The sequence below is a fragment of the Pseudomonas sp. efr-133-TYG-23 genome (assembly GCF_030209215.1).
GTDB classification, from domain to species: domain Bacteria; phylum Pseudomonadota; class Gammaproteobacteria; order Pseudomonadales; family Pseudomonadaceae; genus Aquipseudomonas; species Aquipseudomonas rhodesiae.
In genome coordinates, this window is sequence record NZ_JARVSL010000002.1 from 13,678 (window position 1) to 38,725 (window position 25,048).

At 59.2% G+C, this 25,048-nt stretch carries 24 protein-coding genes; 18 read left to right on the forward strand and 6 right to left on the reverse strand.

Features of this window, described 5'->3' with window-relative positions; translation table 11 throughout:
• Positions 1–72: 72 nt before the first annotated feature.
• On the reverse strand, positions 73–786 hold the full coding sequence (locus QRN41_RS00725) for an SIMPL domain-containing protein (RefSeq protein WP_034136960.1): 714 nt from the start codon (positions 784–786) through the stop codon (positions 73–75).
• A 204-nt stretch (positions 787–990) separates the two neighbouring features.
• On the opposite strand from QRN41_RS00725, the gene QRN41_RS00730 reads away from it, so the two are divergent.
• The 3 genes from QRN41_RS00730 (at position 991) to QRN41_RS00740 (ending at position 4,631) form a co-directional block, all read left to right on the forward strand.
• Positions 991–2,253, forward strand: coding sequence for an ATP-binding protein (locus QRN41_RS00730; RefSeq protein WP_034095868.1), 1,263 nt, complete (start codon positions 991–993; stop codon positions 2,251–2,253).
• A complete protein-coding gene (locus QRN41_RS00735; protein WP_003171731.1) occupies positions 2,246–2,806 on the forward strand; it encodes a response regulator transcription factor in 561 nt (186 codons plus the stop codon). The genes QRN41_RS00730 and QRN41_RS00735 overlap by 8 nt, the downstream gene beginning before the upstream one ends.
• Positions 2,807–2,906: 100 nt before the next feature.
• Complete coding sequence (locus QRN41_RS00740) at positions 2,907–4,631, forward strand: ABC transporter ATP-binding protein/permease (RefSeq protein WP_167417311.1); 1,725 nt, start codon at positions 2,907–2,909, stop codon at positions 4,629–4,631.
• Positions 4,632–4,713: 82 nt separating this feature from the next.
• Here the strand turns inward: QRN41_RS00740 and QRN41_RS00745 are convergent, their stop codons facing one another.
• Positions 4,714–5,151 carry a Z-ring associated ZapG family protein gene (locus QRN41_RS00745; RefSeq protein WP_034095870.1) on the reverse strand — a complete coding sequence of 146 codons (438 nt, stop codon included), beginning with the start codon at positions 5,149–5,151 and terminating at the stop codon, positions 4,714–4,716.
• 147 nt (positions 5,152–5,298) lie between these two features.
• Between QRN41_RS00745 and QRN41_RS00750 the strand changes: the two genes are divergently transcribed.
• From QRN41_RS00750 to zapE, 3 genes are all read left to right on the forward strand, one after another.
• Complete coding sequence (locus QRN41_RS00750) at positions 5,299–5,928, forward strand: alpha/beta hydrolase (protein ID WP_094065283.1); 630 nt, start codon at positions 5,299–5,301, stop codon at positions 5,926–5,928.
• A gap of 24 nt (positions 5,929–5,952) precedes the next feature.
• Positions 5,953–7,308, forward strand: a complete 1,356-nt coding sequence (locus QRN41_RS00755; protein ID WP_034136963.1) for a tryptophan--tRNA ligase — start codon at positions 5,953–5,955, stop codon at positions 7,306–7,308.
• Positions 7,309–7,387: 79 nt separating this feature from the next.
• Positions 7,388–8,482, forward strand: coding sequence for a cell division protein ZapE (zapE, locus tag QRN41_RS00760; protein WP_034095873.1), 1,095 nt, complete (start codon positions 7,388–7,390; stop codon positions 8,480–8,482).
• 34 nt (positions 8,483–8,516) lie between these two features.
• Here zapE and QRN41_RS00765 read toward each other — a convergent pair whose 3' ends face one another.
• Positions 8,517–9,437: a GlxA family transcriptional regulator gene (locus tag QRN41_RS00765; RefSeq protein WP_169868007.1), complete on the reverse strand. Its 921-nt coding sequence runs from the start codon at positions 9,435–9,437 to the stop codon at positions 8,517–8,519.
• A 220-nt stretch (positions 9,438–9,657) separates the two neighbouring features.
• Between QRN41_RS00765 and QRN41_RS00770 the strand changes: the two genes are divergently transcribed.
• Positions 9,658–10,794 carry an acyl-CoA dehydrogenase family protein gene (locus QRN41_RS00770; protein ID WP_094065285.1) on the forward strand — a complete coding sequence of 379 codons (1,137 nt, stop codon included), beginning with the start codon at positions 9,658–9,660 and terminating at the stop codon, positions 10,792–10,794.
• A gap of 104 nt (positions 10,795–10,898) precedes the next feature.
• Here QRN41_RS00770 and QRN41_RS00775 read toward each other — a convergent pair whose 3' ends face one another.
• Positions 10,899–11,939, reverse strand: a complete 1,041-nt coding sequence (locus QRN41_RS00775; RefSeq protein ID WP_167417309.1) for an NADP(H)-dependent aldo-keto reductase — start codon at positions 11,937–11,939, stop codon at positions 10,899–10,901.
• Positions 11,940–12,186: 247 nt separating this feature from the next.
• Here QRN41_RS00775 and rplM point away from each other — a divergent pair, with 247 nt between their 5' ends.
• The 7 genes from rplM (at position 12,187) to QRN41_RS00810 (ending at position 17,076) form a co-directional block, all read left to right on the forward strand.
• Positions 12,187–12,615 (forward strand): 50S ribosomal protein L13, encoded by a 429-nt coding sequence (rplM, locus tag QRN41_RS00780; protein ID WP_003188508.1) that lies wholly within the window; start codon positions 12,187–12,189, stop codon positions 12,613–12,615.
• Between the two features lie 14 nt (positions 12,616–12,629).
• Positions 12,630–13,022, forward strand: coding sequence for a 30S ribosomal protein S9 (gene rpsI, locus QRN41_RS00785; protein ID WP_016971570.1), 393 nt, complete (start codon positions 12,630–12,632; stop codon positions 13,020–13,022).
• Positions 13,023–13,288: 266 nt separating this feature from the next.
• Positions 13,289–13,882, forward strand: coding sequence for a ubiquinol-cytochrome c reductase iron-sulfur subunit (gene petA, locus QRN41_RS00790; RefSeq protein ID WP_034136966.1), 594 nt, complete (start codon positions 13,289–13,291; stop codon positions 13,880–13,882).
• Complete coding sequence (locus QRN41_RS00795) at positions 13,882–15,093, forward strand: cytochrome b (protein WP_034136967.1); 1,212 nt, start codon at positions 13,882–13,884, stop codon at positions 15,091–15,093. Before petA ends, QRN41_RS00795 begins: the two co-directional genes overlap by 1 nt.
• Entirely contained in the window at positions 15,093–15,875 is a 783-nt protein-coding gene (locus QRN41_RS00800) for a cytochrome c1 (RefSeq protein WP_034095879.1), read from the forward strand. The genes QRN41_RS00795 and QRN41_RS00800 overlap by 1 nt, the downstream gene beginning before the upstream one ends.
• A 146-nt stretch (positions 15,876–16,021) precedes the next feature.
• On the forward strand, positions 16,022–16,639 hold the full coding sequence (locus QRN41_RS00805; protein ID WP_034136968.1) for a glutathione S-transferase N-terminal domain-containing protein: 618 nt from the start codon (positions 16,022–16,024) through the stop codon (positions 16,637–16,639).
• A 17-nt stretch (positions 16,640–16,656) separates the two neighbouring features.
• A complete protein-coding gene (locus QRN41_RS00810) occupies positions 16,657–17,076 on the forward strand; it encodes a ClpXP protease specificity-enhancing factor (RefSeq protein WP_034111756.1) in 420 nt (139 codons plus the stop codon).
• 62 nt (positions 17,077–17,138) lie between these two features.
• Here the strand turns inward: QRN41_RS00810 and QRN41_RS00815 are convergent, their stop codons facing one another.
• Positions 17,139–18,734: a glucan 1,4-alpha-maltotetraohydrolase domain-containing protein gene (locus QRN41_RS00815; protein WP_167417308.1), complete on the reverse strand. Its 1,596-nt coding sequence runs from the start codon at positions 18,732–18,734 to the stop codon at positions 17,139–17,141.
• A 263-nt stretch (positions 18,735–18,997) separates the two neighbouring features.
• Between QRN41_RS00815 and QRN41_RS00820 the strand changes: the two genes are divergently transcribed.
• Positions 18,998–19,747 (forward strand): FadR/GntR family transcriptional regulator, encoded by a 750-nt coding sequence (locus QRN41_RS00820; RefSeq protein ID WP_034095883.1) that lies wholly within the window; start codon positions 18,998–19,000, stop codon positions 19,745–19,747.
• Between the two features lie 38 nt (positions 19,748–19,785).
• Here QRN41_RS00820 and QRN41_RS00825 read toward each other — a convergent pair whose 3' ends face one another.
• Entirely contained in the window at positions 19,786–20,940 is a 1,155-nt protein-coding gene (locus QRN41_RS00825; RefSeq protein ID WP_167417307.1) for a phospholipase, read from the reverse strand.
• Between the two features lie 234 nt (positions 20,941–21,174).
• On the opposite strand from QRN41_RS00825, the gene kdgD reads away from it, so the two are divergent.
• From kdgD to QRN41_RS00840, 3 genes are all read left to right on the forward strand, one after another.
• Positions 21,175–22,086, forward strand: a complete 912-nt coding sequence (gene kdgD / locus QRN41_RS00830) for a 5-dehydro-4-deoxyglucarate dehydratase (protein ID WP_034095885.1) — start codon at positions 21,175–21,177, stop codon at positions 22,084–22,086.
• A gap of 54 nt (positions 22,087–22,140) precedes the next feature.
• The gene (locus QRN41_RS00835) at positions 22,141–23,586 is read left to right on the forward strand and encodes an aldehyde dehydrogenase family protein (RefSeq protein WP_034095886.1); all 1,446 of its coding nucleotides are present in this window, start codon (positions 22,141–22,143) and stop codon (positions 23,584–23,586) included.
• 96 nt (positions 23,587–23,682) lie between these two features.
• Positions 23,683–25,047 (forward strand): MFS transporter, encoded by a 1,365-nt coding sequence (locus QRN41_RS00840; protein ID WP_034136973.1) that lies wholly within the window; start codon positions 23,683–23,685, stop codon positions 25,045–25,047.
• The last annotated feature ends 1 nt before the right edge of the window (position 25,048 follow it).

The following is a 25,048-nucleotide window of genomic DNA, read 5'->3' on the forward strand; positions in this document are numbered from 1 at the left end:
GCGGGCAGCTTTTGGTAAAGCAAGAAACGCTGCCCGGAGGCAGCGTTGTTATTAGAGGTCGGGCTCGGGTAATCAGGGGATCTGAACTTCAATCACCCCATCCGCCGACATAGTGACCTTACTGGTGCCGGGTTCCACTTCGGGGGCCGGTGCCGCATCCATCATGGCGGCCTTCATCATCATTGCGCCGCGCTCGTAAGGTTGCGGGTAGCCATTGGTGTTGAAGTTTAAGTTGACGATTTTGTAACCCTTGCCGCCCAACGCATCGGTGGCCAATTGGGCACGGGCCTTGAAGGCTGCTACGGCGTCTTTGAGCAAGGCGTCTTCACTGGCCTTGCGGGTGCTATCGGCGATGGTGAAGTCCATGTTTGCCATTTTCAGGGTGTTGAGCAGTTCGCCCGTGAGCTTGGACAGCGCCGGGAAATCCGCACTTTCCAGGCGCAGCTCGGCACGTTCGCGCCAGCCGGTGATTTTCTGGTTCTTGTTGTCGTAGATCGGGTAGCTGTTACGGCTGCCTTGACGCAAGGTGACGGCCTTGACTTCGCGGGCCTGGCCCAACGCTGTGTTCAAGGTAGTGGTGATGTCGGCTGCGAGTTTGGCGGGGTCGGCGTTTTGAGCTTCGGTGTAAAGGGTCACGATCATCTTGTCGCGGGCTACTTCCTGGCTGACCTCCGCACGCAGGGAGATCTGGTTGTAGTGCAGTTCATCGGCCGCCATCGCCGAAAGGCTGGCCAGGGTGCTGGCGCTAAGGGTTAGAACGGCTGCGCTGCGAATGAAACGAGACATAAAAGCTCCTTGGGTTGATCCTGTGGATATGACTGTAGACGTTGATGTCGGGTTCTTCGGGTTTACACATTCACTACAGGTTGTCGTGTGGGCGACGAACGGTCATGCAGCGTGCCTGCGTCAAAGAGCCACACACGCCGTGCCAGCCGGTCTGCTTCGTTTATACTCCTGCCGATCCGCCTGCAGCACTCATCGGGAGAGCTCATGCTCGCCGCCGTAAAACTGACTTCCGCCACTCGCCAGAACCTCTGGCGCCTGACGTTCATTCGCATCCTGGTACTGGCCGCGCAGGCCGGCTCGGTTGGGCTTGCCTATTGGTTCGATCTGCTGCCGCTGCCGTGGCTGCAACTGGGCGTGACCCTGGGTTTTTCCACCGTGCTATGTGTGTTTACCGCCATCCGGCTGCGCACCACCTGGCCGGTGACCGAGCTGGAGTACGCCCTGCAACTGGCCTGTGATCTGTTTATCCACAGTGTGTTGCTTTACTTCTCCGGCGGTTCCACCAACCCCTTCGTTTCGTATTACCTGGTGCCTCTGACCATCGCCGCCGTGACCTTGCCGTGGCGCTACTCGGTGGTGCTGTCCGGGATCGCGCTGACCCTCTATACCCTGTTGCTGGCTCAGTTCTATCCGTTGCAGACGTTCCCTATCGCTCGGGAAAACCTGCAGATCTACGGGATGTGGTTGAGCTTTGCCCTGTCGGCCGCCGTGATCACTTTCTTTGCCGCGCGCATGGCCGAAGAACTGCGCCGGCAGGAAGAACTGCGGGCCATTCGCCGTGAAGAAGGCTTGCGCGACCAGCAATTGCTGGCCGTGGCCACTCAAGCGGCCGGCGCGGCTCACGAATTGGGTACGCCGCTGGCGACCATGAGCGTGCTGCTCAACGAGATGACCCAGGACCATCACGACCCGGCGCTGCAAGAGGATCTCGGCGTGCTGCGCGAACAGGTCAAGCAGTGCAAGCAAACCTTGCAGCAACTGGTACGCGCCGCCGAAGCCAACCGCCGCCTGGCGGTGGAGATGCAGGACGTGACCCAGTGGCTCGACGAAGCCCTGAACCGCTGGCACCTGATGCGCCCCGAGGCCAGTTACCGATTCCATCTACTGGGGCAGGGCCCGGTGCCGCGCATGGCGCCGCCGCCGGACTTGACCCAGGCGCTGCTCAACCTGTTGAACAATGCTGCTGATGCCTGCCCAGAAGGCCTCGAAGTGCAGTTGGACTGGGACACGGAAAACCTCACCATCAGCATTCGCGACCACGGTGCGGGCGTGCCGTTGGCCATTGCCGAGCAGATCGGCAAACCGTTTTTTACCACCAAGGGCAAGGGCTTCGGCCTCGGTCTGTTTTTGAGCAAGGCCAGCGTGACCCGCGCCGGCGGCTCAGTGAAGCTCTATAGTCATGAGGACGGCGGCACGCTCACCGAGCTGCGCCTGCCCCGTGTCGCACGAGGAGATATCGATGAGTGATGAGATCCAAGTCGAAGGCGAAGAACTGCCGCACCTGTTGCTGGTAGATGACGACGCCACGTTTACCCGCGTGATGGCGCGCGCCATGAGCCGTCGCGGTTTTCGGGTAAGCACCGCCGGTTCCGCCGAAGAGGGCCTGACCATCGCCCAGGCCGACCTGCCGGACTACGCCGCGCTCGACCTGAAAATGGACGGCGACTCCGGCCTGGTGCTGCTGCCCAAATTGCTGGAATTGGACCCGGAAATGCGCGTGGTCATTCTCACCGGTTACTCCAGCATCGCCACGGCGGTCGAGGCTATCAAGCGCGGTGCCTGCAATTATCTGTGCAAGCCGGCGGACGCCGACGACGTGCTCGCCGCGCTACTGTCCGAACATGCCGACCTCGACACCCTGGTGCCGGAAAACCCGATGTCGGTGGACCGCTTGCAGTGGGAGCATATCCAGCGCGTACTCACCGAGCACGAAGGCAATATCTCCGCCACCGCCCGTGCTCTGGGCATGCATCGCCGGACGTTGCAGCGCAAGCTGCAGAAGCGCCCGGTACGGCGCTGAACCCCGACTGAACGAATCGCTTCAGCTTGTAGGACGTCCTGAACCGATCGCCTATGATCGGCTCAAACGCCTGTGATGTTTTTCCTACCGAGCCTGAACGATGAATCAGAACGCTGAGTACTCCGCAGTCAATGACGCGGTGCGGGGGCAATTCTTTCGACGAACCTGGGCGATGATCACGCCCTATTGGCGCAGTGAAGAGAAGGGCAAGGCTTGGTTGTTGTTGGTGGCGGTGATCGGCCTTTCGCTGTTCAGCGTCGCGATCTCGGTGTGGATCAACCATTGGTACAAGGACTTCTACAACGCCCTCGAAAAGAAGGATACGGCCGCTTTTTGGCAATTGATCGGTTATTTCGGTGCAATTGCCGCCGTGGCGATCCTGGGCGCGGTGTATCGCTTGTACCTGACCCAGATGCTGACCATCCGCTGGCGCGCCTGGCTCACCGAAAAGCACTTTGCGCGCTGGCTCGCCCACAAAAACTACTACCAGCTGGAGCAGGGCGGTTACACCGATAACCCAGACCAGCGGATTTCCGAAGACCTCAACAGTTTCACCACCGGCACCTTGAGCCTGGGGCTCGGGCTGTTGCGCAACGTCGTCAGCCTGGTGTCATTCTCGATCATCCTGTGGGGTGTTTCGGGCAGTATCGAAGTGTTCGGCATCACCATCCCAGGTTATATGTTCTGGTGCGCATTGTTGTATGCCGCCGTCGGCAGTTGGCTCACCCACCTGATCGGACGACGCTTGATCGGCTTGAGCAATCAGCAACAGCGCTTCGAGGCGGACCTGCGTTTTTCCATGGTGCGTGTGCGCGAGAATGCCGAGAGCATCGCCCTGTACAACGGCGAACCGAACGAAAACCAGCGTTTGAGCGAACGTTTCAGCAAGGTTTGGCATAACTTCTGGGACATTATGAAGGTGTCCAAGCGCTTGACGTTTTTCACCGCCGGCTACAGCCAGATCGCAATCATCTTTCCATTCATCGTTGCCGCGCCGCGTTACTTCACCGGCAAGATCGAGCTGGGCGAGCTGATGCAAATCAATTCGGCGTTCGGCAACGTGCAGGATAACTTCAGCTGGTTTATCAGCGCGTACACCGAGCTGGCCAGCTGGCGCGCCACCAGCGATCGTCTGTTGAGCTTCCAGCAGGCCATGAGTGAAAACGAGCAGCGCCCGGCAGCCATCGACGTCAGCTCGGAGGGGGAGCGCCTTGTGGTGCAAGGGTTGGGCATGAACCTGGCGGACGGCCGCCATCTGCTGACCGATGCGAACATGGTGGTCGAACCGGGCCAGCGTGTGATGCTCAGTGGCCGCTCTGGCAGCGGTAAAAGTACCTTGCTGCGCGCGATGGGGCATTTGTGGCCGGCCGGCCACGGCAGCATTCGCCTGCCGGCCAAGCGTTACTTGTTCCTGCCGCAAAAGCCTTACCTGCCCATCGGCACGTTGAAGGCTGCGTTGAGTTACCCACAGGACGACGGCGTCTATTCGGCGCAACGTTATGCACAGGTCTTGCAAACCTGCCGCTTGCCGCATCTGGTGGACCGTCTGGATGAGCCCAACCACTGGCAGCGCATGCTTTCACCGGGCGAGCATCAGCGCTTGGCCTTCGCCCGCGCGTTGCTGTATGCCCCGCAATGGCTATACATGGACGAAGCCACATCGGCGATGGACGAAGAGGATGAGGCCACGCTGTATCAAGCATTGATCGATGAACTGCCGGGGTTGAGCATCGTCAGCGTCGGTCACCGCAGCAGCCTCAAGCGCTTCCATGGCCGGCATGTGCGGATCGAAGGCGGCTGGCTTCAAGAGCAACCCGTGGCCTGAAGTCCAATATCTAAAGAACGAGGCCCAACAAAAAGCCCGGTTGATCATCGATCAACCGGGCTTTTTTGCGGCTTGAAAAGACTTACTTCTTCAAGCCGTAATGCTCATCGAGCATGCCGGGGGCATCCGCCGTTTTTGGCGCGTAGTCCCGTGGCGGTTCCTGATTTTCCCGGGGCGGGGTCAGGCGTTCCCGTGGTGTTTGCGGTGCATCGGAGTGCAGCGCGGCCAGCAGGCGCTGGCGGGTAATGTCGTCGAGAGCCAGGCGGTTAGCGCCATCGGCGAGATGATCCTGTACTTCCTGGTAGCTCTGAGTGAGCTTCTTGACCAGGGTCGCAGTGCTATTGAAGTGGGTAACAACCTCGTTCTGATAACTGTCAAAACGTTCCTGGATGTCATCGAGCTGACGCTGCGTGCGGTTAGGCGCGGCATTCGGCAGCAGGCGAGCAACCAGGAATCCAATGGCGACACCGGCAACCAGGGCAAGAGTCGGCAACAACCAAACTAAGAGCGAGTGTTCCACGAGTCCTTCCTCTATAAACGGCTTTGCTTTACGTTAACGGCTCGGACCTGCGCTGTATACCGCGATTAAGCTCGCAATGATGTCATGCACAGATTTTTAGCTAGACGAGTCGACCCATTGAGAGGTCACGGAGTTCATTCCTTGCTCATGCGTGAAACCCCCGTTTTGATCGATGGCCCGGTAGGCCAGTTGGAAGCCTTGTACCTGGATCAGCCCGAACCACGTGGCCTGGCGCTGATCTGCCACCCTAACCCGGTGCAGGGCGGGACCATGCTCAATAAAGTCGTGTCGACCCTGCAACGCACCGCCCGCGATGCCGGTTTGATCACGCTGCGCTTCAATTACCGTGGCGTCGGTGCCAGTGCCGGCACTCACGACATGAGCAGCGGCGAAGTGGACGACGCCGAAGCGGCCGTCACCTGGCTGCGGGAAAAACACCCGGACCTGCCGATCACCTTGCTCGGGTTTTCCTTCGGTGGTTATGTGGCGGCGAGCCTCGGCGGGCGCCTGGAGGCCAAAGGCGAAAAACTCGCGCACCTGTTCATGGTCGCCGCTGCCGTGATGCGTTTGAGCGATAGCGATGTGCTGCCCCAGAACTGCCCATTGACCCTGATCCAGCCGGAAACCGACGAAGTAGTCGAGCCGCAGTTGGTTTACGACTGGTCCGCCGCGTTGAAACGCCCCCATGAGCTGCTGAAAGTGGCAGAATGCGGGCACTTTTTTCACGGCAAGCTCACCGACCTCAAGGATCTGGTGCTGCCGCGTCTCTCGAATTGATAGCAGTCTGATAAGCGATTACCCATGACGACTCGTACCCGTATCCTCACCGGCATCACCACCACCGGCACGCCGCACCTGGGCAACTACGCCGGTGCGATTCGCCCGGCCATCCTCGCCAGCCAGGATGCCAATGCCGATTCCTTCTACTTTCTGGCCGACTACCACGCCCTGATCAAATGCGATGACCCGCAGCGCATCCAGCGCTCGCGCATGGAAATCGCCGCGACTTGGCTGGCCGGTGGCCTGGATGTGAACCGGGTGACGTTCTATCGCCAGTCCGACATCCCGGAAATTCCCGAGCTGACCTGGCTGCTGACCTGCGTCGCCGCCAAGGGCCTGCTCAACCGCGCTCACGCTTACAAAGCGTCGGTGGATAAGAACGTGGAAGCCGGTGAAGACCCGGATGCGGGCATCAGCATGGGGCTGTATAGCTACCCGGTGCTGATGGCGGCGGACATTCTGATGTTCAACGCGCACAAGGTGCCGGTGGGCCGCGACCAGATCCAACACGTGGAAATGGCCCGCGACATCGGCCAGCGTTTCAACCACCTATTCGGCAACGGTAAAGAATTCTTCACCATGCCCGAGGCGTTGATCGAAGAAAGCGTCGCCACCTTGCCGGGCCTGGACGGCCGCAAGATGTCCAAGAGCTACGACAACACCATCCCGTTGTTCACCAGCGCCAAGGACATGAAAGACGCGATCTCGCGCATCGTGACCGACTCGCGTGCGCCGGGCGAAGCCAAGGATCCGGACAACTCGCACCTGTTCACGCTGTACCAGGCGTTTGCGACTAAAGCGCAAGAAGAAGAGTTCCGTGGCGAACTGCTGCAAGGCCTGGGCTGGGGCGAGGCGAAGAATCGTCTGTTCCAACTGCTCGACAGCCAGTTGGGTGAGGCCCGCGAGCGTTATCACCAATTGATGTCACGCCCTTCGGACATGGAAGACCTGCTGCTGGTCGGCGCCAAAAAGGCTCGCGCCGTGGCCGCACCGTTCCTCGCCGAGTTGCGTGAAGCGGTAGGCTTGCGTTCGTTCGTCAATCAGGCGGCCGCGCCGGTCAGTGCCAAGAAGAAAGCCGCCAAGACGGCGCGCTTCGTTAGCTTTCGCGAAGACGACGGAAGTTTCCGTTTCCGCCTGCTGGCCGCCGATGGCGAGCAATTGCTGCTGTCACGCAACTTTGCCGATGGCAAGGCGGCGGGCGCGGTGACTAAACAACTGCAAAGCGGTCAAGCGTTGGACGTACGCACCGAAGGTCTGCGTTTCAGCGTATGGCTGGACGGCGCCGCGGTGGCCGACAGCGCCGAGTTTGCCGACCCTGCGTCGCTTGACGCGGCCATCGAAGCCCTGCGCGTCGCATTGACCCCCCTCGAGGATTAACCCGACCAAGGGTTGATTGCCATTATCCAGGGCCGTCGTTACAGTGACGGCCCGTTTTTGTTGCCTTGCTAACGAAATTATGACGCCCCTAGAACGATATCAAGCTGATCTGAAACGCCCTGAATTCTTCCATGATGCGGCCCAGGAAACGGCGGTGCGTCATTTGCAGCGTCTGTACGACGACCTGCTCGCGGCCTCGCAAAGCAAGCCGGGGATGCTCAGCAAGCTGTTTGGCAAGAAAGACCACACGCCGGTCAAAGGCCTGTACTTCTGGGGCGGCGTGGGCCGTGGCAAGACTTACCTGGTCGACACCTTCTTTGAAGCGCTGCCGTTCAAGGAAAAAGTCCGCACCCACTTCCACCGCTTCATGAAGCGTGTGCACGAAGAAATGAAGACCCTGCCGGGCGAGAAAAACCCGCTGACCATCATCGCCAAACGTTTTGCCCAGGAAGCCCGGGTGATCTGCTTCGATGAATTCTTCGTTTCCGACATCACCGACGCCATGATCCTCGGCACGTTGATGGAAGAGCTGTTCAAGAACGGCGTGACCCTGGTCGCCACCTCGAACATCGTGCCCGACGGCCTGTACAAAGACGGCCTTCAACGTGCGCGCTTCCTGCCGGCGATTGCGCTGATCAAGCAACACACTGAAATCGTCAACGTCGACAGCGGCGTCGACTACCGCCTGCGTCATCTCGAACAAGCGGAGCTGTATCACTTCCCGTTGAACGAAGCCGCCCACGAAAGCTTGCGTAAGAGCTTCCGTGCGCTCACGCCGGAATGCACCCAGGCGGTGGAAAACGACAAGCTGGTGATCGAGAACCGCGAAATCATCGCCCTACGCACCTGCGACGACGTGGCCTGGTTCGAGTTCCGCCAGCTATGCGACGGCCCACGCAGCCAGAACGACTACATCGAATTGGGCAAGATCTTCCACGCGGTGATCCTCAGCGGCGTGGAACAGATGAGCGTCACCACCGACGATATCGCGCGGCGCTTTATCAACATGGTCGACGAGTTCTATGACCGCAACGTCAAGCTGATCATCTCGGCGGAAGTCGAACTCAAAGACCTCTACACCGGCGGTCGTTTGAACTTCGAATTCCAGCGAACCTTGAGCCGCTTGCTGGAAATGCAGTCCCACGAGTTCCTCTCGCGCGGCCACAAACCCTAAGTGTGGGAGGGGGCTTGCCCCCTCTCACATTGGTTTAAGCAGCCTGCTGGAACTGCTGGCGATACTGGTTCGGCGACAACTCGGTGTGCTGCCTGAACAGCCGCGCGAAGAAGCTCGCATCGTCATAACCCACCTCATAACTGATGGTCTTGATGCTCTTGCGGCTGCCTGAGAGCAGGCCCTTTGCCGTCTCGATGCGCAACCGTTGCAGGTAATGCAGCGGCTTGTCACCGGTGGCGGTCTGGAAGCGCCGCATGAAGTTGCGGATGCTCATGCCGTGTTCCCGGGCCACGTCTTCGAAGCGGAATTTGTCGGCGAAGTGTTCTTCGAGCCAGTGCTGGATCTGCAGGATGATCACGTCCTGGTGCAACTTCTGCCCGCCAAAGCCAATACGTCCAGGCGAATAGCTGCGCTGCACTTCATAGAGAATGTCCCGGGCCACAGCCTGGGCGATGTTGGCGCCGCAGAAGCGTTCGATCAGATAGATATAGAGGTCGCACGCTGAGGTGGTGCCGCCGGCGCAGTACAGGTTGTCGGCGTCGGTGAGGTGCTTGTCCTGATTGAGTTGCACCTTGGGGAAGCGTTCGCTGAAGGCGTTGAAGAAACGCCAGTACGTAGTGGCTTCCTTGCCATCGAGCAGGCCGGCTTCAGCCAGCCAGAACACCCCGGTGGCTTCGCCGCACAACACGGCGCCGCGTGCGTGTTGCGCGCGCAGCCAGGGCAGCACTTGGGGGTAGCGGCCGCACAGGGCGTCGAAATCATCCCAGAAGGCCGGCAACACGATGATGTCGGCGTCTTCCAGCCCGCCGTCCACCGGCATGATCACATCGCTGAAGCTGCGCACCGACTGCCCGTCGGGGCTGACCAGGCGCGTTTCGAACGCGGGTGTCAGGCCCAGGCCTTGTTGCTTGCCATAGCGCAGGCTGGCGAGGTGGAAGAAATCCTTGGCTTGCATGAGGGTTGAAGCGAATACCCGATCAATGGCCAAAATGCTGACGCGCCGTAATGGCGTGGAGATTTGGTTAGACATAATTTCAATTATTCTTATAGGGGAAAGTGGTCACCAGACGGCTGGATCGTCTTATTTTTTGTCGCATGTGTCCAGTGTCCCGTGACGCTTTGGCGGCATAGGCTCTGTGAGCTCGTCCTTGTCCGACAATCCAAACAGGTGCGCCATGATCCCGAGAACCTTGTTCAGCCCCGACCACGAACTCTTTCGTGAGAGCGTGCGCACTTTTCTGGAAAAAGAAGCCGTGCCGTTCCATGCGCAGTGGGAAAAGCAGGGCTATATCGATCGCGACCTGTGGCGTAAGGCGGGGGAGGCCGGCATGTTGTGCTCCCACTTGCCGGACACTTATGGCGGCTTGGACGCTGACTTTCTCTACAGCGCCGTGGTGATCGAGGAGATCGGCCGGCTGGGGCTGACCGGCATTGGTTTCTCCCTGCATTCGGACATTGTTGCGCCTTACATCCTGCACTACGGCAGTGAGGCGCTGAAGCATAAATACCTGCCGAAATTGATCTCTGGGGAGATGGTCACCGCCATCGCGATGACCGAGCCCGGCGCAGGCTCCGACCTGCAAGGGGTCAAGACTACCGCCGTGCTGGATGGCGATGAGTATGTGATCAACGGCTCCAAGACCTTTATCACCAACGGCTATCTCGCCGACCTGGTGATCGTGGTGGCCAAGACCGATCCCAAGGCTGGCGCCAAGGGTACCAGCCTGTTTCTGGTGGAGGCCGATACGCCGGGCTTTGCCAAGGGCAAGCGTCTGGAGAAGGTTGGCATGAAGGCGCAGGACACCTCCGAGCTGTTCTTCCAGGATGTGCGAGTGCCCAAGGAGAACATCTTGGGCCAGGCGGGGATGGGCTTTGCCTATCTGATGCAGGAGTTACCACAGGAGCGTTTGACGGTGGCGATCGGCGCGCTGTCGTCCGCCGAGGCGGCGTTGGCGTGGACCCTGGAATACACCCGCGAGCGTAAGGCGTTCGGCAAGGCGATCGCCGATTTCCAGAACACCCGTTTCAAGCTGGCGGAGATGGCCACTGAAATTCAGGTCGGTCGGGTGTTTGTCGATCAGTGCATGGCGCTGCACCTTGAAGGGAAACTCGACGTGCCCACCGCCGCAATGGCCAAGTACTGGGCCACCGACCTGCAATGCAAAGTGCTCGACGAGTGCGTGCAACTGCACGGTGGCTACGGCTTTATGTGGGAATACCCGATTGCCCGCGCCTGGGCGGATGCGCGGGTGCAGCGGATCTATGCGGGGACCAATGAGATCATGAAGGAGATCATTGCGCGGTCGCTTTGATTTTTGCTGGTCATGAATGCGTCATCGGGGGCAAGCCCCCTCCCACATTGGAATGCATTTGAATGTGGGAGGGGGCTTGCCCCCGATAACGGTCTACAGACCAATCAGGGCGCCGGGTTCGGATGATCCTTCTGAATCGCCTCAATCCCTTCCAGTACTTCCTTCGATAGCTTCAGATCAGCACTGGCAATGTTGCTGTCCAGTTGCGCCAGCGACGTTGCGCCAATAATGTTGCTGGTCACGAACGGCTGTTGCGTCACGAAGGCCAAGGCCATCTGCGCCGGGTCCAGGCCGTGTTCGCGCGCCAGTGCCACATAGCGGCTGCACGCCGCCTCCGACTGCGGGTTGAAGTAGCGGCTGAAGCGGCTGTATTCGGTCAGGCGCGCCTTGGCTGGACGCGCACCGTTTTCGTATTTGCCGCTGAGCATGCCGAACGCCAGGGGCGAGTAGGCCAGTAGCCCGCACTGTTCGCGAATCGCGACTTCCGCCAGGCCCACTTCAAAGCTGCGGTTGAGCAGGTTGTACGGGTTCTGGATCGATACCGCGCGCGTCCAGCCGCGGGCCCCGGCCAAGGCCAGGAATTTCATGGTGCCCCACGGGGTTTCGTTGGACAGACCGATGTGGCGGATCTTGCCGGCCTTGACCTGTTCGTCCAGCGCTTCGAGGGTTTCCTCCAGCGGCGTGAGGTCGTCTTCGTCCTTGTGTTTGTAACTCAGTTGGCCGAAGAAGTTGGTACTGCGCTCCGGCCAGTGCAATTGATACAGGTCGATCCAGTCGGTCTGCAGGCGCTTGAGGCTGGCATCCAGCGCTTGGACGATGTGCTTGCGGTTGTGGCGCAGATGGCCGTCGCGAATGTAGTCGATGGTGTTGCCGGGGCCGGCGATCTTGCTGGCCAGAATCCAATCGGCACGGTCGCCGCGGCTTTTGAAGTAATTGCCGATGTAGCGTTCGGTGGTGGCGTAGGTATCGGCCTTGGGCGGCACCGGGTACATTTCAGCGGTGTCGAGAAAGTTGATCCCCGCGGCCTTGGCTCGTTCGATCTGCGCGAAGGCCTCTGCCTCGCTGTTCTGCTCGCCCCAGGTCATGGTGCCCAAGGCTATCGCGCTCACGTTCAGATCCGTACGGCCCAGCTGTCGATAATCCATCGGGTACTCCTTCGGGAAAACAATCATAAAAGCAGGTTGAATTTTTTTTCGCAATCTGCATAATTGCCCACCTCTTTCTGCAGTGGAAGTGATGCGCCGCCTGCCGAAGAATCTTGCCGTTGAACGGACGCGCCGACCCGAGCCCCCGATAGCGTCTGTATCCGGCTGCCTTTGACTTGTCAAAGTACGCACTATTCAGTAAGATCCGCCGTCTAATTTACAGGGCGGCCCCTGAGGCTATTAAAGAATGACAACTTTTACTGCAAAACCGGAAACAGTTCAGCGCGACTGGTTTGTCGTCGACGCCGCTGGTCAGACCCTGGGTCGTCTGGCCACTGAAGTCGCCAGCCGTCTGCGTGGCAAGCACAAGCCTGAGTACACCCCTCACGTCGATACCGGTGACTACATCGTGATCATCAACGCTGAGCAGGTTCGTGTAACCGGCAACAAAGCAAGCGACAAAATGTACTACCGTCACTCCGGTTTCCCAGGCGGTATCAAGTCTTCCAACTTCGAAGGCCTGATTGCCAAGAAGCCTGAAGCCCCGATCGAAATCGCGGTCAAAGGCATGCTGCCGAAGGGCCCACTGGGTCGCGATATGTTTCGCAAGCTGAAAGTCTATGCGGGCGCTGTCCACCCTCATGCTGCTCAGCAGCCCCAAGAACTGAAGTTTTAACGGAATAGTTCATTATGTCGGCGACTCAAAATTACGGCACTGGCCGTCGCAAAACCGCAACCGCACGCGTTTTCCTGCGTCCGGGCACTGGTAACATCTCGATCAACAACCGCTCCCTGGACAACTTCTTCGGCCGCGAAACTGCCCGCATGGTAGTTCGTCAGCCGCTGGAACTGACCGAGACCGTTGAAAAGTTCGACATCTACGTCACCGTTATCGGTGGCGGTGTAAGTGGTCAAGCTGGCGCAATCCGCCACGGTATCACTCGCGCACTGATGAGCTACGACGAAACCCTGCGTAGCGCTCTGCGCAAAGCTGGCTTCGTGACTCGCGATGCTCGTGAAGTTGAACGTAAGAAAGTCGGTCTGCGTAAAGCGCGTAAGCGTCCGCAGTACTCGAAGCGTTAATTCGCTTTACGTTCCAGAAGAACGCCCAGCCTCCTCACGGAGCTGGGCGTTTTTTATTGCCTGCAATTTATGCATAAAAATTGGCGTGACAACTTGCCACATCCGTAGACCCCCTATACTACAAGGCCTGGAGCCGGAGCTCCGGGTAATTCCCTTGTCAGAGGTGGGGCTTTTCATTACCATTCGGCAAAATTTTTATAAGTTCAGATTTAATACTTAGTAGACGCCTGATTTAACAGGCCAAAAAGCTGATGGGAGAGGACTGAATGAGCAATGACGGCGTGAATGCAGGCCGGCGTCGCTTCTTGGTAGCAGCCACATCCGTGGTGGGTGCTGCAGGAGCGGTGGGGGCTGCGGTCCCGTTCGTGGGGTCATGGTTTCCCAGTGCCAAGGCGAAAGCCGCAGGTGCACCGGTGAAGGTGAATGTCAGCAAAATCGAGCCAGGCCAGCAGATGATTGCTGAATGGCGCGGTCAGCCAGTGTTCATCGTTCGTCGTACCGAGGAAATCCTGGGAAATCTTAAAAAGATCGAGGGGCAGTTGTCTGACCCGAAGTCCGAGAAATCCGACCAACCCGCCTACGCCAAGAACGAAGTGCGTTCGATCAAACCAGAGATTCTGTTGCTGGTCGGACTCTGTACCCATTTGGGTTGCTCGCCAACCTTCCGCCCGGAAGTGGCCCCTGCCGATCTGGGCCAGGATTGGGTCGGCGGTTATTTCTGCCCATGCCACGGTTCTCACTACGATCTCGCTGGCCGCGTCTACAAGTCCCAACCTGCTCCGCTGAACCTGCCCGTGCCACCGCATACCTACGAAACTGACGACCTTATTGTCATTGGCCTCGATAAGGAGAACGCGTGATGAGCAAGTTCATGGATTGGGTGGATGCGCGCTTCCCCGCCACCAAAATGTGGGAAGACCATCTCAGCAAGTACTACGCTCCAAAAAACTTCAACTTCTTCTATTTCTTCGGCTCCCTGGCGCTGCTGGTGCTGGTCAACCAGATTGTCACCGGCGTGTGGCTGACCATGAGCTACAACCCTTCGGCGGAAGAGGCATTCGCCTCCGTCGAATACATCATGCGTGACGTCGAGTACGGCTCGATCCTGCGGTTGTTGCACTCCACTGGCGCTTCGGCGTTCTTTATCGTGGTCTATCTGCATATGTTCCGTGGTCTGCTCTACGGTTCCTATCAGAAGCCGCGTGAACTGGTGTGGGTCTTCGGCATGCTGATCTACCTGGCGCTGATGGCCGAAGCCTTTATGGGTTACCTGCTGCCGTGGGGCCAGATGTCGTACTGGGGGGCCCAGGTGATCATCTCGCTGTTCGGCGCGATCCCCGTGATCGGCAATGACCTGACCCAGTGGATTCGGGGTGACTACCTGATCTCCGGCATCACTCTGAACCGCTTCTTCGCCCTGCATGTGGTGGCGTTGCCCATCGTGATCCTGGGACTGGTGGTGCTGCACATCCTGGCTCTGCACGAAGTGGGTTCGAACAACCCGGATGGCGTGGACATCAAGAAGCACAAGGACGAGAACGGTATCCCGCTGGATGGCATTCCCTTCCATCCGTACTACACCGTCAAAGACATTGTCGGCGTAGTGGTGTTCTTGTTCGTGTTCTGCTCGATCGTGTTCTTTTTCCCGGAGATGGGCGGCTATTTCCTGGAGAAGCCTAACTTCGAACAGGCCAATGCCTTCAAGACACCTGAGCACATCGCTCCCGTCTGGTACTTCACGCCGTTCTACGCGATCTTGCGGGCCATCCCAGACAAGCTTATGGGCGTGATCGCCATGGGCGCGGCCATCGCGGTGTTGTTCGTACTGCCCTGGCTCGACCGAAGCCCGGTCAAGTCCATGCGTTACAAGGGCTGGCTGAGCAAGATCTGGTTGTGGGTGTTCTGCATTGCTTTCGTGATCCTGGGCGTATTGGGCGTACTGGCGCCAACCCCGGGGCGGACGTTGCTGTCGCAGGTCTGCACCTTCCTGTACTTCGCCTACTTCATTCTGATGCCGTTCTATACCCGGCTAGAGAAGACCAAACCGGTTCCGGAAAGGGTGACTGGCTGATGAAAAAATTATTCGTTGCATTGATGCTTGCGGCACTGCCGCTGCTGTCCTTCGCTGCCGAACATGGCGGGCCGGAACTGGAAAAAGTCGATATTGACGTATCCGACAAAGCCGCCATGCAGGACGGTGCGCGTACGTTCGCCAACTACTGCATGGGTTGCCACAGCGCCAAATTCCAACGCTATGAGCGCGTTGCCGATGACCTGGGCATCCCTCATGAAATGATGCTGGAAAAGTTGGTGTTCACTGGCGCCAAGATCGGCGACCACATGAACATCGGCATGCAGCCGGCGGACGCCAAGGCCTGGTTCGGTGCTGCACCGCCTGATCTGACCCTGGTCGCTCGTGTGCGTGGCACCGATTGGCTGTACAGCTATCTGAAGTCGTTCTACGAAGATCCGACACGCCCCTGGGGTGTGAACAACAAAGTGTTCCCGAACGTCGGCATGCCTAACGTGCTGGTCGGCCTGCAGGGGCGCCAAGTGGTAGGATGCAAGCAGGTTCAGGTCGTTGAGAACGGTAAGAAGCAATATGATCCGTTGACCGGCACGCCTCTGACCCATGAGGCCTGCGATCAATTGACCATCGTGCCTAAGACCGGTGCACTGAATGAAGAGCAGTTCGACGAGAAGGTCAAGAACCTGGTGACCTTCCTGGCCTACTCGGCTAACCCGGTCAAACTGCAACACCAGCGTATCGGTACCTATGTATTGCTGTACCTGGCCTTCTTCTTCGTATTCGCCTATCTGCTCAAACGCGAATACTGGAAGGATGTGCATTGATCCAACCGTAAGCAATTGCTGTTAATCTTGCGCGCCCAGCGGCATCTCTGAACCGTAGCGACCTGGTCATCAGGTACTACAGAGATGCTCTCTGGGCGCGCTCGTTTTTGAGCTTTCGATAATTTCAACAAGCGAGGAGGACCGCCATGGGCGTGACCAATCGGTTGGCCTGTTACTCCGACCCCGCCGACCACTATTCCCACCGAGTACGTATTGTGCTCGCAGAGAAGGGTGTCAGCGCCGAGATCATCAGTGTGGAGGCGGGCCGTCAGCCGCCGAAGCTGATCGAAGTGAACCCTTACGGCAGCTTGCCCACCCTGGTCGATCGTGACCTGGCGTTGTGGGAGTCGACCGTGGTGATGGAATACTTGGATGAGCGTTATCCTCATCCGCCTCTGCTGCCGGTGTACCCGGTGGCGCGTGCCAACAGCCGGCTGCTGATCCATCGGATCCAGCGTGACTGGTGCGGGTTGGTGGATGTGATTCTGGATTCGCGTACAAAAGAGCCCGCTCGGGTGCAGGCGCGTAAGGAATTGCGCGAAAGCCTGACCGGCGTTTCGCCGTTGTTCGCCGATAAACCTTTTTTCCTCAGCGAGGAACAAAGCTTGGTGGATTGCTGCCTATTACCCATACTCTGGCGCTTGCCGATTCTGGGCATTGAACTGCCTCGGCCTGCCAAGCCGTTGCTTGATTACATGGAGCGCCAGTTTGCGCGTGAGGCTTTCCAGGCGAGTCTGTCTGGTGTCGAACGCGATATGCGCTAAGGCTTAAGGAGCCGTTGATGAACTCCAGTCGACCCTACCTGGTCCGCGCGCTCTATGAGTGGATTGTGGACAACGATTGCACCCCGCACATGCTGGTCAATTCCGAATTTCCTGCGGTTCAGGTACCGCAGGGGTTTGCCAGTGATGGACAGATCGTGCTGAACATCTCGCCCAGTGCCGTGCGTCATCTGCACATGGACAACGAAGCGGTGAGCTTCGAAGGGCGTTTTGGCGGTGTGCCCCATACGCTGTATGTGCCGATTGGCGCCATTCTCGGGATTTATGCCCGTGAGAATGGGCAAGGCATGGTGTTTGATCTGGAGTCGCCCTTCGAGGATGACGAAACGATCGACAGCGAAGAGGGCGACGATATGCCGCCACCGGACACTGAGCCTCCGCGTCCCAGCGGTCGTCCTAGTCTGAAAGTGGTGAAGTGACAAAACGGCGTCGTTCGCACGTCGGTTGAAAAATGCCTCGGTCTTGCCGGGGCATTTTTTTGTCAAAAACTGCCTACGGCCTCGGTGCCGGCACCGGTGGTCAACGAGTTGTCGGGGTCCTTTTGCCAATAGGCTTGGTTGGCGTTGCTGAGGCTGCGGATCACACATTTCCATTTGATGGCTTGCTGGGTCGGCCATACCACGGCGCCGCTCCACCGCTGCGGCGCCGTGGGCTTCAGTGCGATGGCGTGGGCCGGATCCCAGGCGCCCAGTTCAACCGGCGAACCCACGGCGTACACTGCCTGCCCATTGCCAGGGTTTGCATTGTCGCAGTGTAGTGTCGTCGTGGTGTCTTCCGGTGCCGAGCGAGTTTGCCAGGCTCGAATACGCTCTGCGTCCGCGAACAGTGCCTGGGTAAAACCCTCCGGGATCATGCTGAGGTCCGCGTCCAGGGCGATCAATAAGCGCCGGCGACTGCCATTGATCGTAGCCACCAATCCTGAATAGTGGCTCTGAAAGCGGATGGGCGAGTCGGCTCGAATGCCGGCGTCCTTGCGCAGTTTGATCAGCATGCGAATCAGATCGCCACGGCCCCAGTCGTACATGTCGGGCCAATACACCGTGGGTATGCCGGGGCTCAGCAGAATGTAAGCGTAGGCGATGTTGCGCTTCTCTTCGGGCACAGGCCAGTGGTGCTGCCCGCCGTATTGCCCCGGGGAATAGCCGGTGTCGTGGTTGTCGACGAACGTCACCGCAATCTGCCGCCAGGCTGGGTCCGGGTTGCCACTGAGGCCGTGCCGCCATTCGGCGAGGCTGCCATTTTGCAGGCGCTCCTTGAGCGCGAAATCGAAGACTGCGCAACGCGATCTGTCCGACCAGTCCTTGAGAATGTCCTGCCAACTGGCTTTATTGCGCCAGTCGCTGGCGGGAAACTCGCCAGGGCTTTTCCACAGTTCGCCAACGCAGAACGCTTGGTCGCCAAAATCTTTCATCCACAGGTTGACCCGCTCCGGCGCATAGCCGCGCACAAAATCGAAGCGCAAGCCCTTGGCGCCGTAGTTATCCCGCAGGTTCCTGAACTCCTGCATCATGCGTGACGAAACCTCCGGACTGCTGGTGTTGAGGTCGGCCTTGCCGCTATAAAACGGGTCGCCTTCGTCGCAGCTTGACGCAGGGGTGGGGGAGATGCAGTCAGTGCGCCACAGCTTGAGGCGCCGAAGAAAGCGCACCTGGGTGCCGGGGAGGTTGTCGTTCATATGGTTAGGCACTACGTCGTACACCGCTTGCACGCCAGCGCTCGATAAGGCGTCAACCGCTTGTTTGAGCTGGGGTTCGCTGCCGTAATTGCTGTTTTTGTCAAAGTCGTGCCAGAAGTAACCCTCCCCGCCGCCGGAAGTCCCTGAGTTCGCGTCGACCCAGCTGGATTTATCGACCCAGGCGGGAGGCAACCAGATTTTGGTGAAGCCATCGCGCCCGATGGTGGGGGCCATTTGTTTCAGTATTTCGTACCACGTTTGCGGGGTCGTGCGACTGGAGTTCCAGTGGAACCCCTGCAATATGACGTCCTCGCCCCCGCCGTTGCGTACGCCCGGGGAAGCCAGAACGACGCAGGTCAGCAGCCAGCTTATGGCTGCGCATAACAAAGTAAGGCGTTTCATGAGCGCTCACCTGGGTGTCGGAACAGGCTTGACTCTGCGACGGTCTGGTGAGGTTGTCTGCTGTCATATCTGACAGGGGCAGAAGAACGTTTCGCACTCACTGCCGCGGCTGAAGTAACCGGTGGGTCTATCCGAACACGGGTAGGTACGGCGGCGATATGTACTACGCGCGCGAAAGCCGATGAAAGTGCAGCGCGAGCGGTGATCATACAACCGTCATGGGCTATGATGCCCCTTCAGTTCACCGACAAAGATGACCCCACATGGAAAACGCCAACACCGCCCCTCGTCTTCCCCGCAAGCGCCGCAGCCTTGCTCAGGAATTGGTCACGGTGTTATCTGAGCAAATCCGCGATGGTCAGCTCAAACGTGGCGATAAGCTGCCCACCGAGTCGGCGATCATGGAAGCTCATGGGGTCAGTCGCACGGTGGTGCGTGAAGCTATCTCACGTTTGCAGGCCGCAGGCCAGGTAGAGACCCGGCACGGCATCGGCACTTTCGTGCTGGATACACCAAGCCCCAGCGGCTTTCGTATCGACCCCGCCACCGTGGTGACCTTGCGCGATGTGTTGGCGATTCTGGAGCTGCGGATCAGCCTGGAAGTGGAGTCGGCCGGCCTCGCCGCGTTGCGTCGCAGCGATGAGCAATTGGCGGCCATGCGCGCGGCACTCGACGCGCTGAACGAAAGCGCCGCGCACGCGGGGGATGCGGTTGCGTCAGACTTCGCGTTCCATCTGGAAATCGCATTGTCCACCGGCAACCGTTACTTCACTGACATCATGACCCACCTGGGTACCAGCATCATTCCTCGGACCCGCCTGAACTCCGCACGCTTGGCCCATGATGACCAACAGCATTACATGGACCGCCTGAGCCGCGAGCACGAAGAAATCTACGAAGCGATTGCCCGCCAGGATTCGGACGCGGCACGAGCGGCCATGCGTTTGCACCTGACCAACAGTCGCGAGCGGCTGCGCCATGCCCATGAAGAGGCGCAGGCGCAGCGCGGGTGAGTCTCAGGGTTTGATCATCGACGGGGCAACGGTTGTGATCAGACCGGTGTATTGGGTTTGTAGTCCTTGAGCAACAAGTACGTACTCCATCCCCACCAATCATTCGTCCACTGCTTGTCGTTCAAGTCATTTACGTCCTCGCGCCGCAGCACCTTGTCGCCCTCCCTCTTGAACAACGGCGAAAAGTTGTTTGCCGGGTTTTGAGCGGCATTCAGGTCCGGCACGTACAGCGGCGCCTTGAAGGTGGCCGGGGAGGGCGCGGTGCCGCTGAGGAAAGTGTCGAAGATTTCGTTCGCCGAGGCTTGCACCGCGCGTTTGACTTGGGCCCGATTGGCCGCATCGGTGCTGTCGAAGTAGCGTTTATCCCCGTAGGCATGCCATTCGTCACCCATGGCATTGCGCACCTTGAGCCCGAATTTACTGTCTTCGTCGTGCATGAAACGGCTGATCAGCGAGCCGAGTTCTCCGGGGGTAACCACGGCGGCCAATTGCTTGCGTGGCACGCGCAGGTGGCCGGCGGAAAACAGATCGGTCAAAAAATGATCGGCAAAACTGTTCATGGCATAGGCCAGTTCCAGCGCCTGGTCGGTGCCAGTCTGATGAGCTACCACTGCCTGTTGCAGGGCTGCGGTATGCCCGGCGAGGTAGGCCGATAGCGCCCACTCGCCGAAGTGGTCGGCGTTGTCCGCCGCCAGTTTCAAGTAACGTCCCAGCGGAATCAGCGCCGACACCGCGCTGCCGCCACCGGTGATGCGGTTCCACTCCTCGGACAAGCTATCGCCCAAGGCGTCGTACGCCTCATGAGGCTGTTTGCCTGCCTTGATTGCCTGGTTGACCGCGTTGATCTCCTTTTGCATCACCGCAAGGATGTTGCGTGCTTCTTCCCGTGACGCCGGCAACACGGCCAGGGAATTGAACGCGGCCGTGAAGCGTTGCACACGCTCGGCGGGGGAGGCGCCATCGCTGATCGGTTGGCCAGGGATGCCATAGAAGTCGCCGCCCAGGGCGATCACTTGGCCGTAAGTCAGTGCCAGCCCGTTGGGCAGATGCAGCTCAACTTCTCGCGCAGGTATCGGCGCGGCGTCTTTGGCGAAGCGCAGCAGCGTATCGTCGCCAATCGCCGTATGTTCGCCGCCTTCGAAGCGTAGGGTCGGTGGGTTTTTTTCGGGTAATACGAGTTCAAGACCTGACATGTTAGCTCCTTGCTAAGTCGTAGGAATCTTCCTTGATTGCTGTATGTATATACAGCTACGGCGAGCATAGAGCATAAATTTCTTACGTCAAGAATGCGTGTTTCAACACTCTTTGCTGGGAGGTTGATGAATTGCAGTTGACGAATACTTTTATAGTTGTACGATGACGTACGACATTATCAAAACCAACAACAAACCTTTCGACAGAAAGTCTTTACCCAGGGTGTTCGAATAATGAATCCACAAGAACTGAAGTCCATCCTTTCCCACGGTCTGCTGTCTTTCCCCGTGACCGATTTCAACGCGCAGGGTGATTTCCACCAGGCGGGTTACATCAAGCGCCTGGAGTGGCTGGCCCCGTACGGCGCCACCGCCTTGTTCGCCGCCGGCGGCACCGGTGAGTTTTTCTCCCTGGCCGCCAGCGAATATTCTCAAGTGGTAAAGACTGCTGTTGATACCTGCGCCACCAGCGTGCCGATCCTCGCCGGTGTCGGCGGTTCGACGCGTCAGGCTATCGAATATGCTCAGGAAGCCGAGCGTCTGGGGGCCAAGGGCCTGTTGCTGCTGCCGCACTACCTCACCGAAGCCAGCCAGGATGGGGTTGCGGCCCACGTTGAGGCTGTGTGCAAATCGGTCAAGATTGGCGTGGTGGTCTACAACCGCAACGTCTGCCGTCTGACTGCGCCGCTGCTGGAGCGTCTGGCTGAGCGCTGCCCGAACCTGATCGGCTACAAGGACGGCCTGGGTGACATCGAACTGATGGTGTCGATCCGCCGTCGCCTCGGTGATCGTTTCAGCTACCTGGGCGGCCTGCCCACCGCGGAAGTTTATGCCGCTGCCTACAAGGCTTTGGGCGTACCGGTGTACTCCTCGGCGGTGTTCAACTTCATCCCGAAAACCGCGATGGACTTCTACCACGCGATTGCCAAGGATGATCACGCCACCGTCAGCAAGATCATCGACAACTTCTTCCTGCCTTACCTGGACATCCGCAACCGCAAGGCCGGTTATGCCGTGAGCATCGTCAAGGCCGGCGCAAAAATCGCCGGTTATGACGCCGGCCCAGTGCGCACACCGCTGACCGACCTGCTGCCGGAAGAGTACGAAGCCCTCGCCGCGCTGATCGATAAGCAAGGCCCGCAATAAGACATTTACAAGGCCGCTGAGCAATCAGCGGCCTTTTGCGTCAGGAGAAGATTTGTGTCCCAAGCCAAACGTTTTGAAAACTACATCAATGGCCAGTGGGTGGCCGGTGCGGACTATTGCACCAATATCAACCCGTCGGAGTTGTCCGATGTCATCGGCGAATACGCCAAGGCTGATGTTGCTCAAGTCAACGCCGCCATCGACGCCGCACGCGCCGCGTTCCCGGCCTGGTCCACCTCGGGCATTCAGGCCCGTCACGATGCGCTGGATAAAGTCGGCAGCGAAATCCTCGCCCGCCGCGAAGAACTCGGCACCCTGCTGGCCCGTGAAGAGGGCAAGACCCTGCCCGAAGCCATCGGTGAAGTGACCCGCGCCGGCAATATCTTCAAATTCTTTGCTGGCGAATGCCTGCGCTTGTCCGGCGACTACGTGCCGTCGGTGCGTCCTGGCGTCAACGTCGAAGTTACCCGCGAAGCCCTTGGTGTGGTTGGCTTGATCACCCCGTGGAACTTCCCGATTGCCATCCCCGCATGGAAAATCGCCCCGGCCCTGGCGTACGGCAACTGCGTGGTAATCAAACCCGCCGAGCTGGTGCCGGGTTGCGCCTGGGCCCTCGCGGAAATCATCTCCCGCGCCGGTTTCCCGGACGGTGTGTTCAACCTGGTAATGGGCAGCGGCCGTGTGGTCGGTGATGTGCTGGTCAACAGCCCGAAAGTCGACGGCATCAGCTTCACTGGTTCCGTCGGTGTCGGCCGTCAGATCGCCGTCAGTTGTGTGTCGCGCCAGGCCAAAGTGCAATTGGAAATGGGCGGCAAGAACCCGCAGATCATTCTCGACGACGCCGACCTCAAACAAGCGGTCGAGCTGGCGGTACAGAGCGCGTTCTACTCCACCGGGCAACGTTGCACAGCGTCCAGCCGTTTGATCGTGACCGCCGGTATCCACGACCAGTTTGTCGCGGCCATGGCCGAGCGCATGAAGTCGATCAAGGTTGGCCATGCCCTCAAGAGCGGCACCGATATCGGCCCCGTCGTGTCCCAGGCCCAACTGGATCAGGACATGAAATACATCGACATCGGCCAAAGCGAAGGCGCGCGGTTGGTCAGCGGTGGCAGCCTGGTGACGTGCGACACCGAGGGTTACTTCCTCGCGCCTACTTTGTTCGCCGACAGCGAAGCGGCCATGCGCATCAGCCGTGAAGAAATCTTCGGGCCGGTGGCCAACGTGGTGCGCGTGGCGGACTACGAGGCAGCCCTGGCCATGGCCAACGACACCGAGTTCGGCTTGTCGGCCGGTATCGCCACCACGTCGCTGAAGTACGCCAATCACTTCAAGCGCCACTCCCAGGCCGGAATGGTGATGGTCAACCTGCCGACCGCCGGCGTGGATTATCACGTTCCGTTCGGTGGGCGTAAGGGCTCATCCTATGGTTCGCGTGAGCAGGGTCGCTATGCGCAAGAGTTCTACACCGTGGTGAAAACCAGCTACATCGGTTCGTAAGACGCAATACCCCGTGGGGCCGGACGCCTGCCGGCCCCACGACCAAAACAGAAAACCATTACCCGCAAAAAAAATAATTAGTGGGAGTACTTCTACATGCAAGCGACCAAGCCGACCCACGTCCGCTATTTGATCCTGCTCATGCTCTTTGTGGTGACCACGATCAACTACGCCGACCGGGCCACCATCGCCATCGCGGGCTCCAGCCTGCAAAAAGACCTCGGCATCGACGCGGTCACTCTCGGTTACATCTTCTCCGCATTCGGTTGGGCCTATGTGGCCGGGCAAATTCCCGGTGGCTGGCTGCTGGACCGGTTCGGCTCGAAAAAAGTCTATGCCCTGAGCATCTTCACCTGGTCCCTGTTCACCGTGCTGCAAGGCTATGTGGGTGAGTTCGGTGTTTCCACCGCCGTGGTCGCGCTGTTTATGCTGCGCTTCCTGGTGGGCCTGGCCGAGGCGCCTTCCTTCCCGGGTAACGCACGCATAGTCGCGGCCTGGTTCCCGACCGCTGAACGGGGCACCGCCTCGGCGATATTTAACTCGGCGCAGTACTTCGCCACGGTGCTGTTCGCGCCCCTGATGGGTTGGATCGTCTACCGCTTCGGCTGGCAGCACGTGTTTATCGTGATGGGCGTGATCGGCATCGTGTTCTCGCTGATCTGGCTGAAAGTGATCCACAGCCCCCGCCAGCACCCGATGATCAACGAGGCCGAGCTCAATCACATCGCCGCCAATGGCGCGATGGTCGATATGGATCAGGACAAGGCCAAGGGTAAGAAAACCGACGGGCCGAAGTGGGATTACATCCGCCAGTTGCTCACCAACCGCATGATGCTCGGGGTGTATCTGGGCCAGTACTGCATCAACGGCATCACCTACTTCTTCCTGACCTGGTTCCCGGTATATCTGGTGCAGGACCGTGGCATGACCATCCTCAAGGCCGGTTTCATCGCCTCGTTGCCGGCGATCTGCGGCTTTATCGGCGGCGTGCTCGGCGGGGTGATTTCCGATTACCTGCTGCGCAAAGGCCACTCGCTGACCTTCGCCCGTAAGGCGCCGATCATCGCCGGCCTGCTGGTGTCCAGCAGCATCATTGCGTGCAACTACGTGGATGTGGAGTGGATGGTGGTGGGCTTCATGGCCTTGGCCTTCTTCGGCAAGGGCGTTGGCGCACTGGGCTGGGCGGTGGTGTCCGACACTTCGCCGAAACAAATCGCCGGCCTCAGTGGTGGCTTGTTCAACACTTTCGGTAACCTGGCGTCGATCACCACACCGATTGTCATCGGCTACATCATCAGCACCACCGGTTCTTTCAAATGGGCCCTGGTGTTTGTCGGCGCCAACGCGCTGGTGGCGGTGTTCAGCTACCTGGTGATCGTCGGTCCGATCAAGCGCGTGGTGCTCAAAGAGCCGCCCGCCCAGGGGCCTGAAGTAACCCACCTTACCCAAGCGCATTCCTGAG

What these genes read in the sequence shown, in the direction of transcription:
- QRN41_RS00815 (WP_167417308.1), bottom strand. Translation starts at nt 18,734, where the DNA reads ATGAAACGCCTTACTTTGTTATGCGCAGCCATAAGCTGGCTGCTGACC.
- QRN41_RS00825 (WP_167417307.1), bottom strand. Translation starts at nt 20,940, where the DNA reads ATGTCAGGTCTTGAACTCGTATTACCCGAAAAAAACCCACCGACCCTA.
- QRN41_RS00795 (WP_034136967.1), top strand. Translation starts at nt 13,882, where the DNA reads ATGAGCAAGTTCATGGATTGGGTGGATGCGCGCTTCCCCGCCACCAAA.
- QRN41_RS00800 (WP_034095879.1), top strand. Translation starts at nt 15,093, where the DNA reads ATGAAAAAATTATTCGTTGCATTGATGCTTGCGGCACTGCCGCTGCTG.
- QRN41_RS00740 (WP_167417311.1), top strand. Translation starts at nt 2,907, where the DNA reads ATGAATCAGAACGCTGAGTACTCCGCAGTCAATGACGCGGTGCGGGGG.
- QRN41_RS00840 (WP_034136973.1), top strand. Translation starts at nt 23,683, where the DNA reads ATGCAAGCGACCAAGCCGACCCACGTCCGCTATTTGATCCTGCTCATG.
- QRN41_RS00775 (WP_167417309.1), bottom strand. Translation starts at nt 11,939, where the DNA reads ATGGATTATCGACAGCTGGGCCGTACGGATCTGAACGTGAGCGCGATA.
- QRN41_RS00820 (WP_034095883.1), top strand. Translation starts at nt 18,998, where the DNA reads ATGGAAAACGCCAACACCGCCCCTCGTCTTCCCCGCAAGCGCCGCAGC.
- QRN41_RS00805 (WP_034136968.1), top strand. Translation starts at nt 16,022, where the DNA reads ATGGGCGTGACCAATCGGTTGGCCTGTTACTCCGACCCCGCCGACCAC.
- zapE (WP_034095873.1), top strand. Translation starts at nt 7,388, where the DNA reads ATGACGCCCCTAGAACGATATCAAGCTGATCTGAAACGCCCTGAATTC.
- QRN41_RS00770 (WP_094065285.1), top strand. Translation starts at nt 9,658, where the DNA reads ATGATCCCGAGAACCTTGTTCAGCCCCGACCACGAACTCTTTCGTGAG.
- QRN41_RS00725 (WP_034136960.1), bottom strand. Translation starts at nt 786, where the DNA reads ATGTCTCGTTTCATTCGCAGCGCAGCCGTTCTAACCCTTAGCGCCAGC.
- QRN41_RS00810 (WP_034111756.1), top strand. Translation starts at nt 16,657, where the DNA reads ATGAACTCCAGTCGACCCTACCTGGTCCGCGCGCTCTATGAGTGGATT.
- QRN41_RS00730 (WP_034095868.1), top strand. Translation starts at nt 991, where the DNA reads ATGCTCGCCGCCGTAAAACTGACTTCCGCCACTCGCCAGAACCTCTGG.
- QRN41_RS00765 (WP_169868007.1), bottom strand. Translation starts at nt 9,437, where the DNA reads ATGCAAGCCAAGGATTTCTTCCACCTCGCCAGCCTGCGCTATGGCAAG.
- rplM (WP_003188508.1), top strand. Translation starts at nt 12,187, where the DNA reads ATGACAACTTTTACTGCAAAACCGGAAACAGTTCAGCGCGACTGGTTT.
- kdgD (WP_034095885.1), top strand. Translation starts at nt 21,175, where the DNA reads ATGAATCCACAAGAACTGAAGTCCATCCTTTCCCACGGTCTGCTGTCT.
- QRN41_RS00750 (WP_094065283.1), top strand. Translation starts at nt 5,299, where the DNA reads ATGCGTGAAACCCCCGTTTTGATCGATGGCCCGGTAGGCCAGTTGGAA.
- rpsI (WP_016971570.1), top strand. Translation starts at nt 12,630, where the DNA reads ATGTCGGCGACTCAAAATTACGGCACTGGCCGTCGCAAAACCGCAACC.
- QRN41_RS00755 (WP_034136963.1), top strand. Translation starts at nt 5,953, where the DNA reads ATGACGACTCGTACCCGTATCCTCACCGGCATCACCACCACCGGCACG.
- QRN41_RS00735 (WP_003171731.1), top strand. Translation starts at nt 2,246, where the DNA reads ATGAGTGATGAGATCCAAGTCGAAGGCGAAGAACTGCCGCACCTGTTG.
- petA (WP_034136966.1), top strand. Translation starts at nt 13,289, where the DNA reads ATGAGCAATGACGGCGTGAATGCAGGCCGGCGTCGCTTCTTGGTAGCA.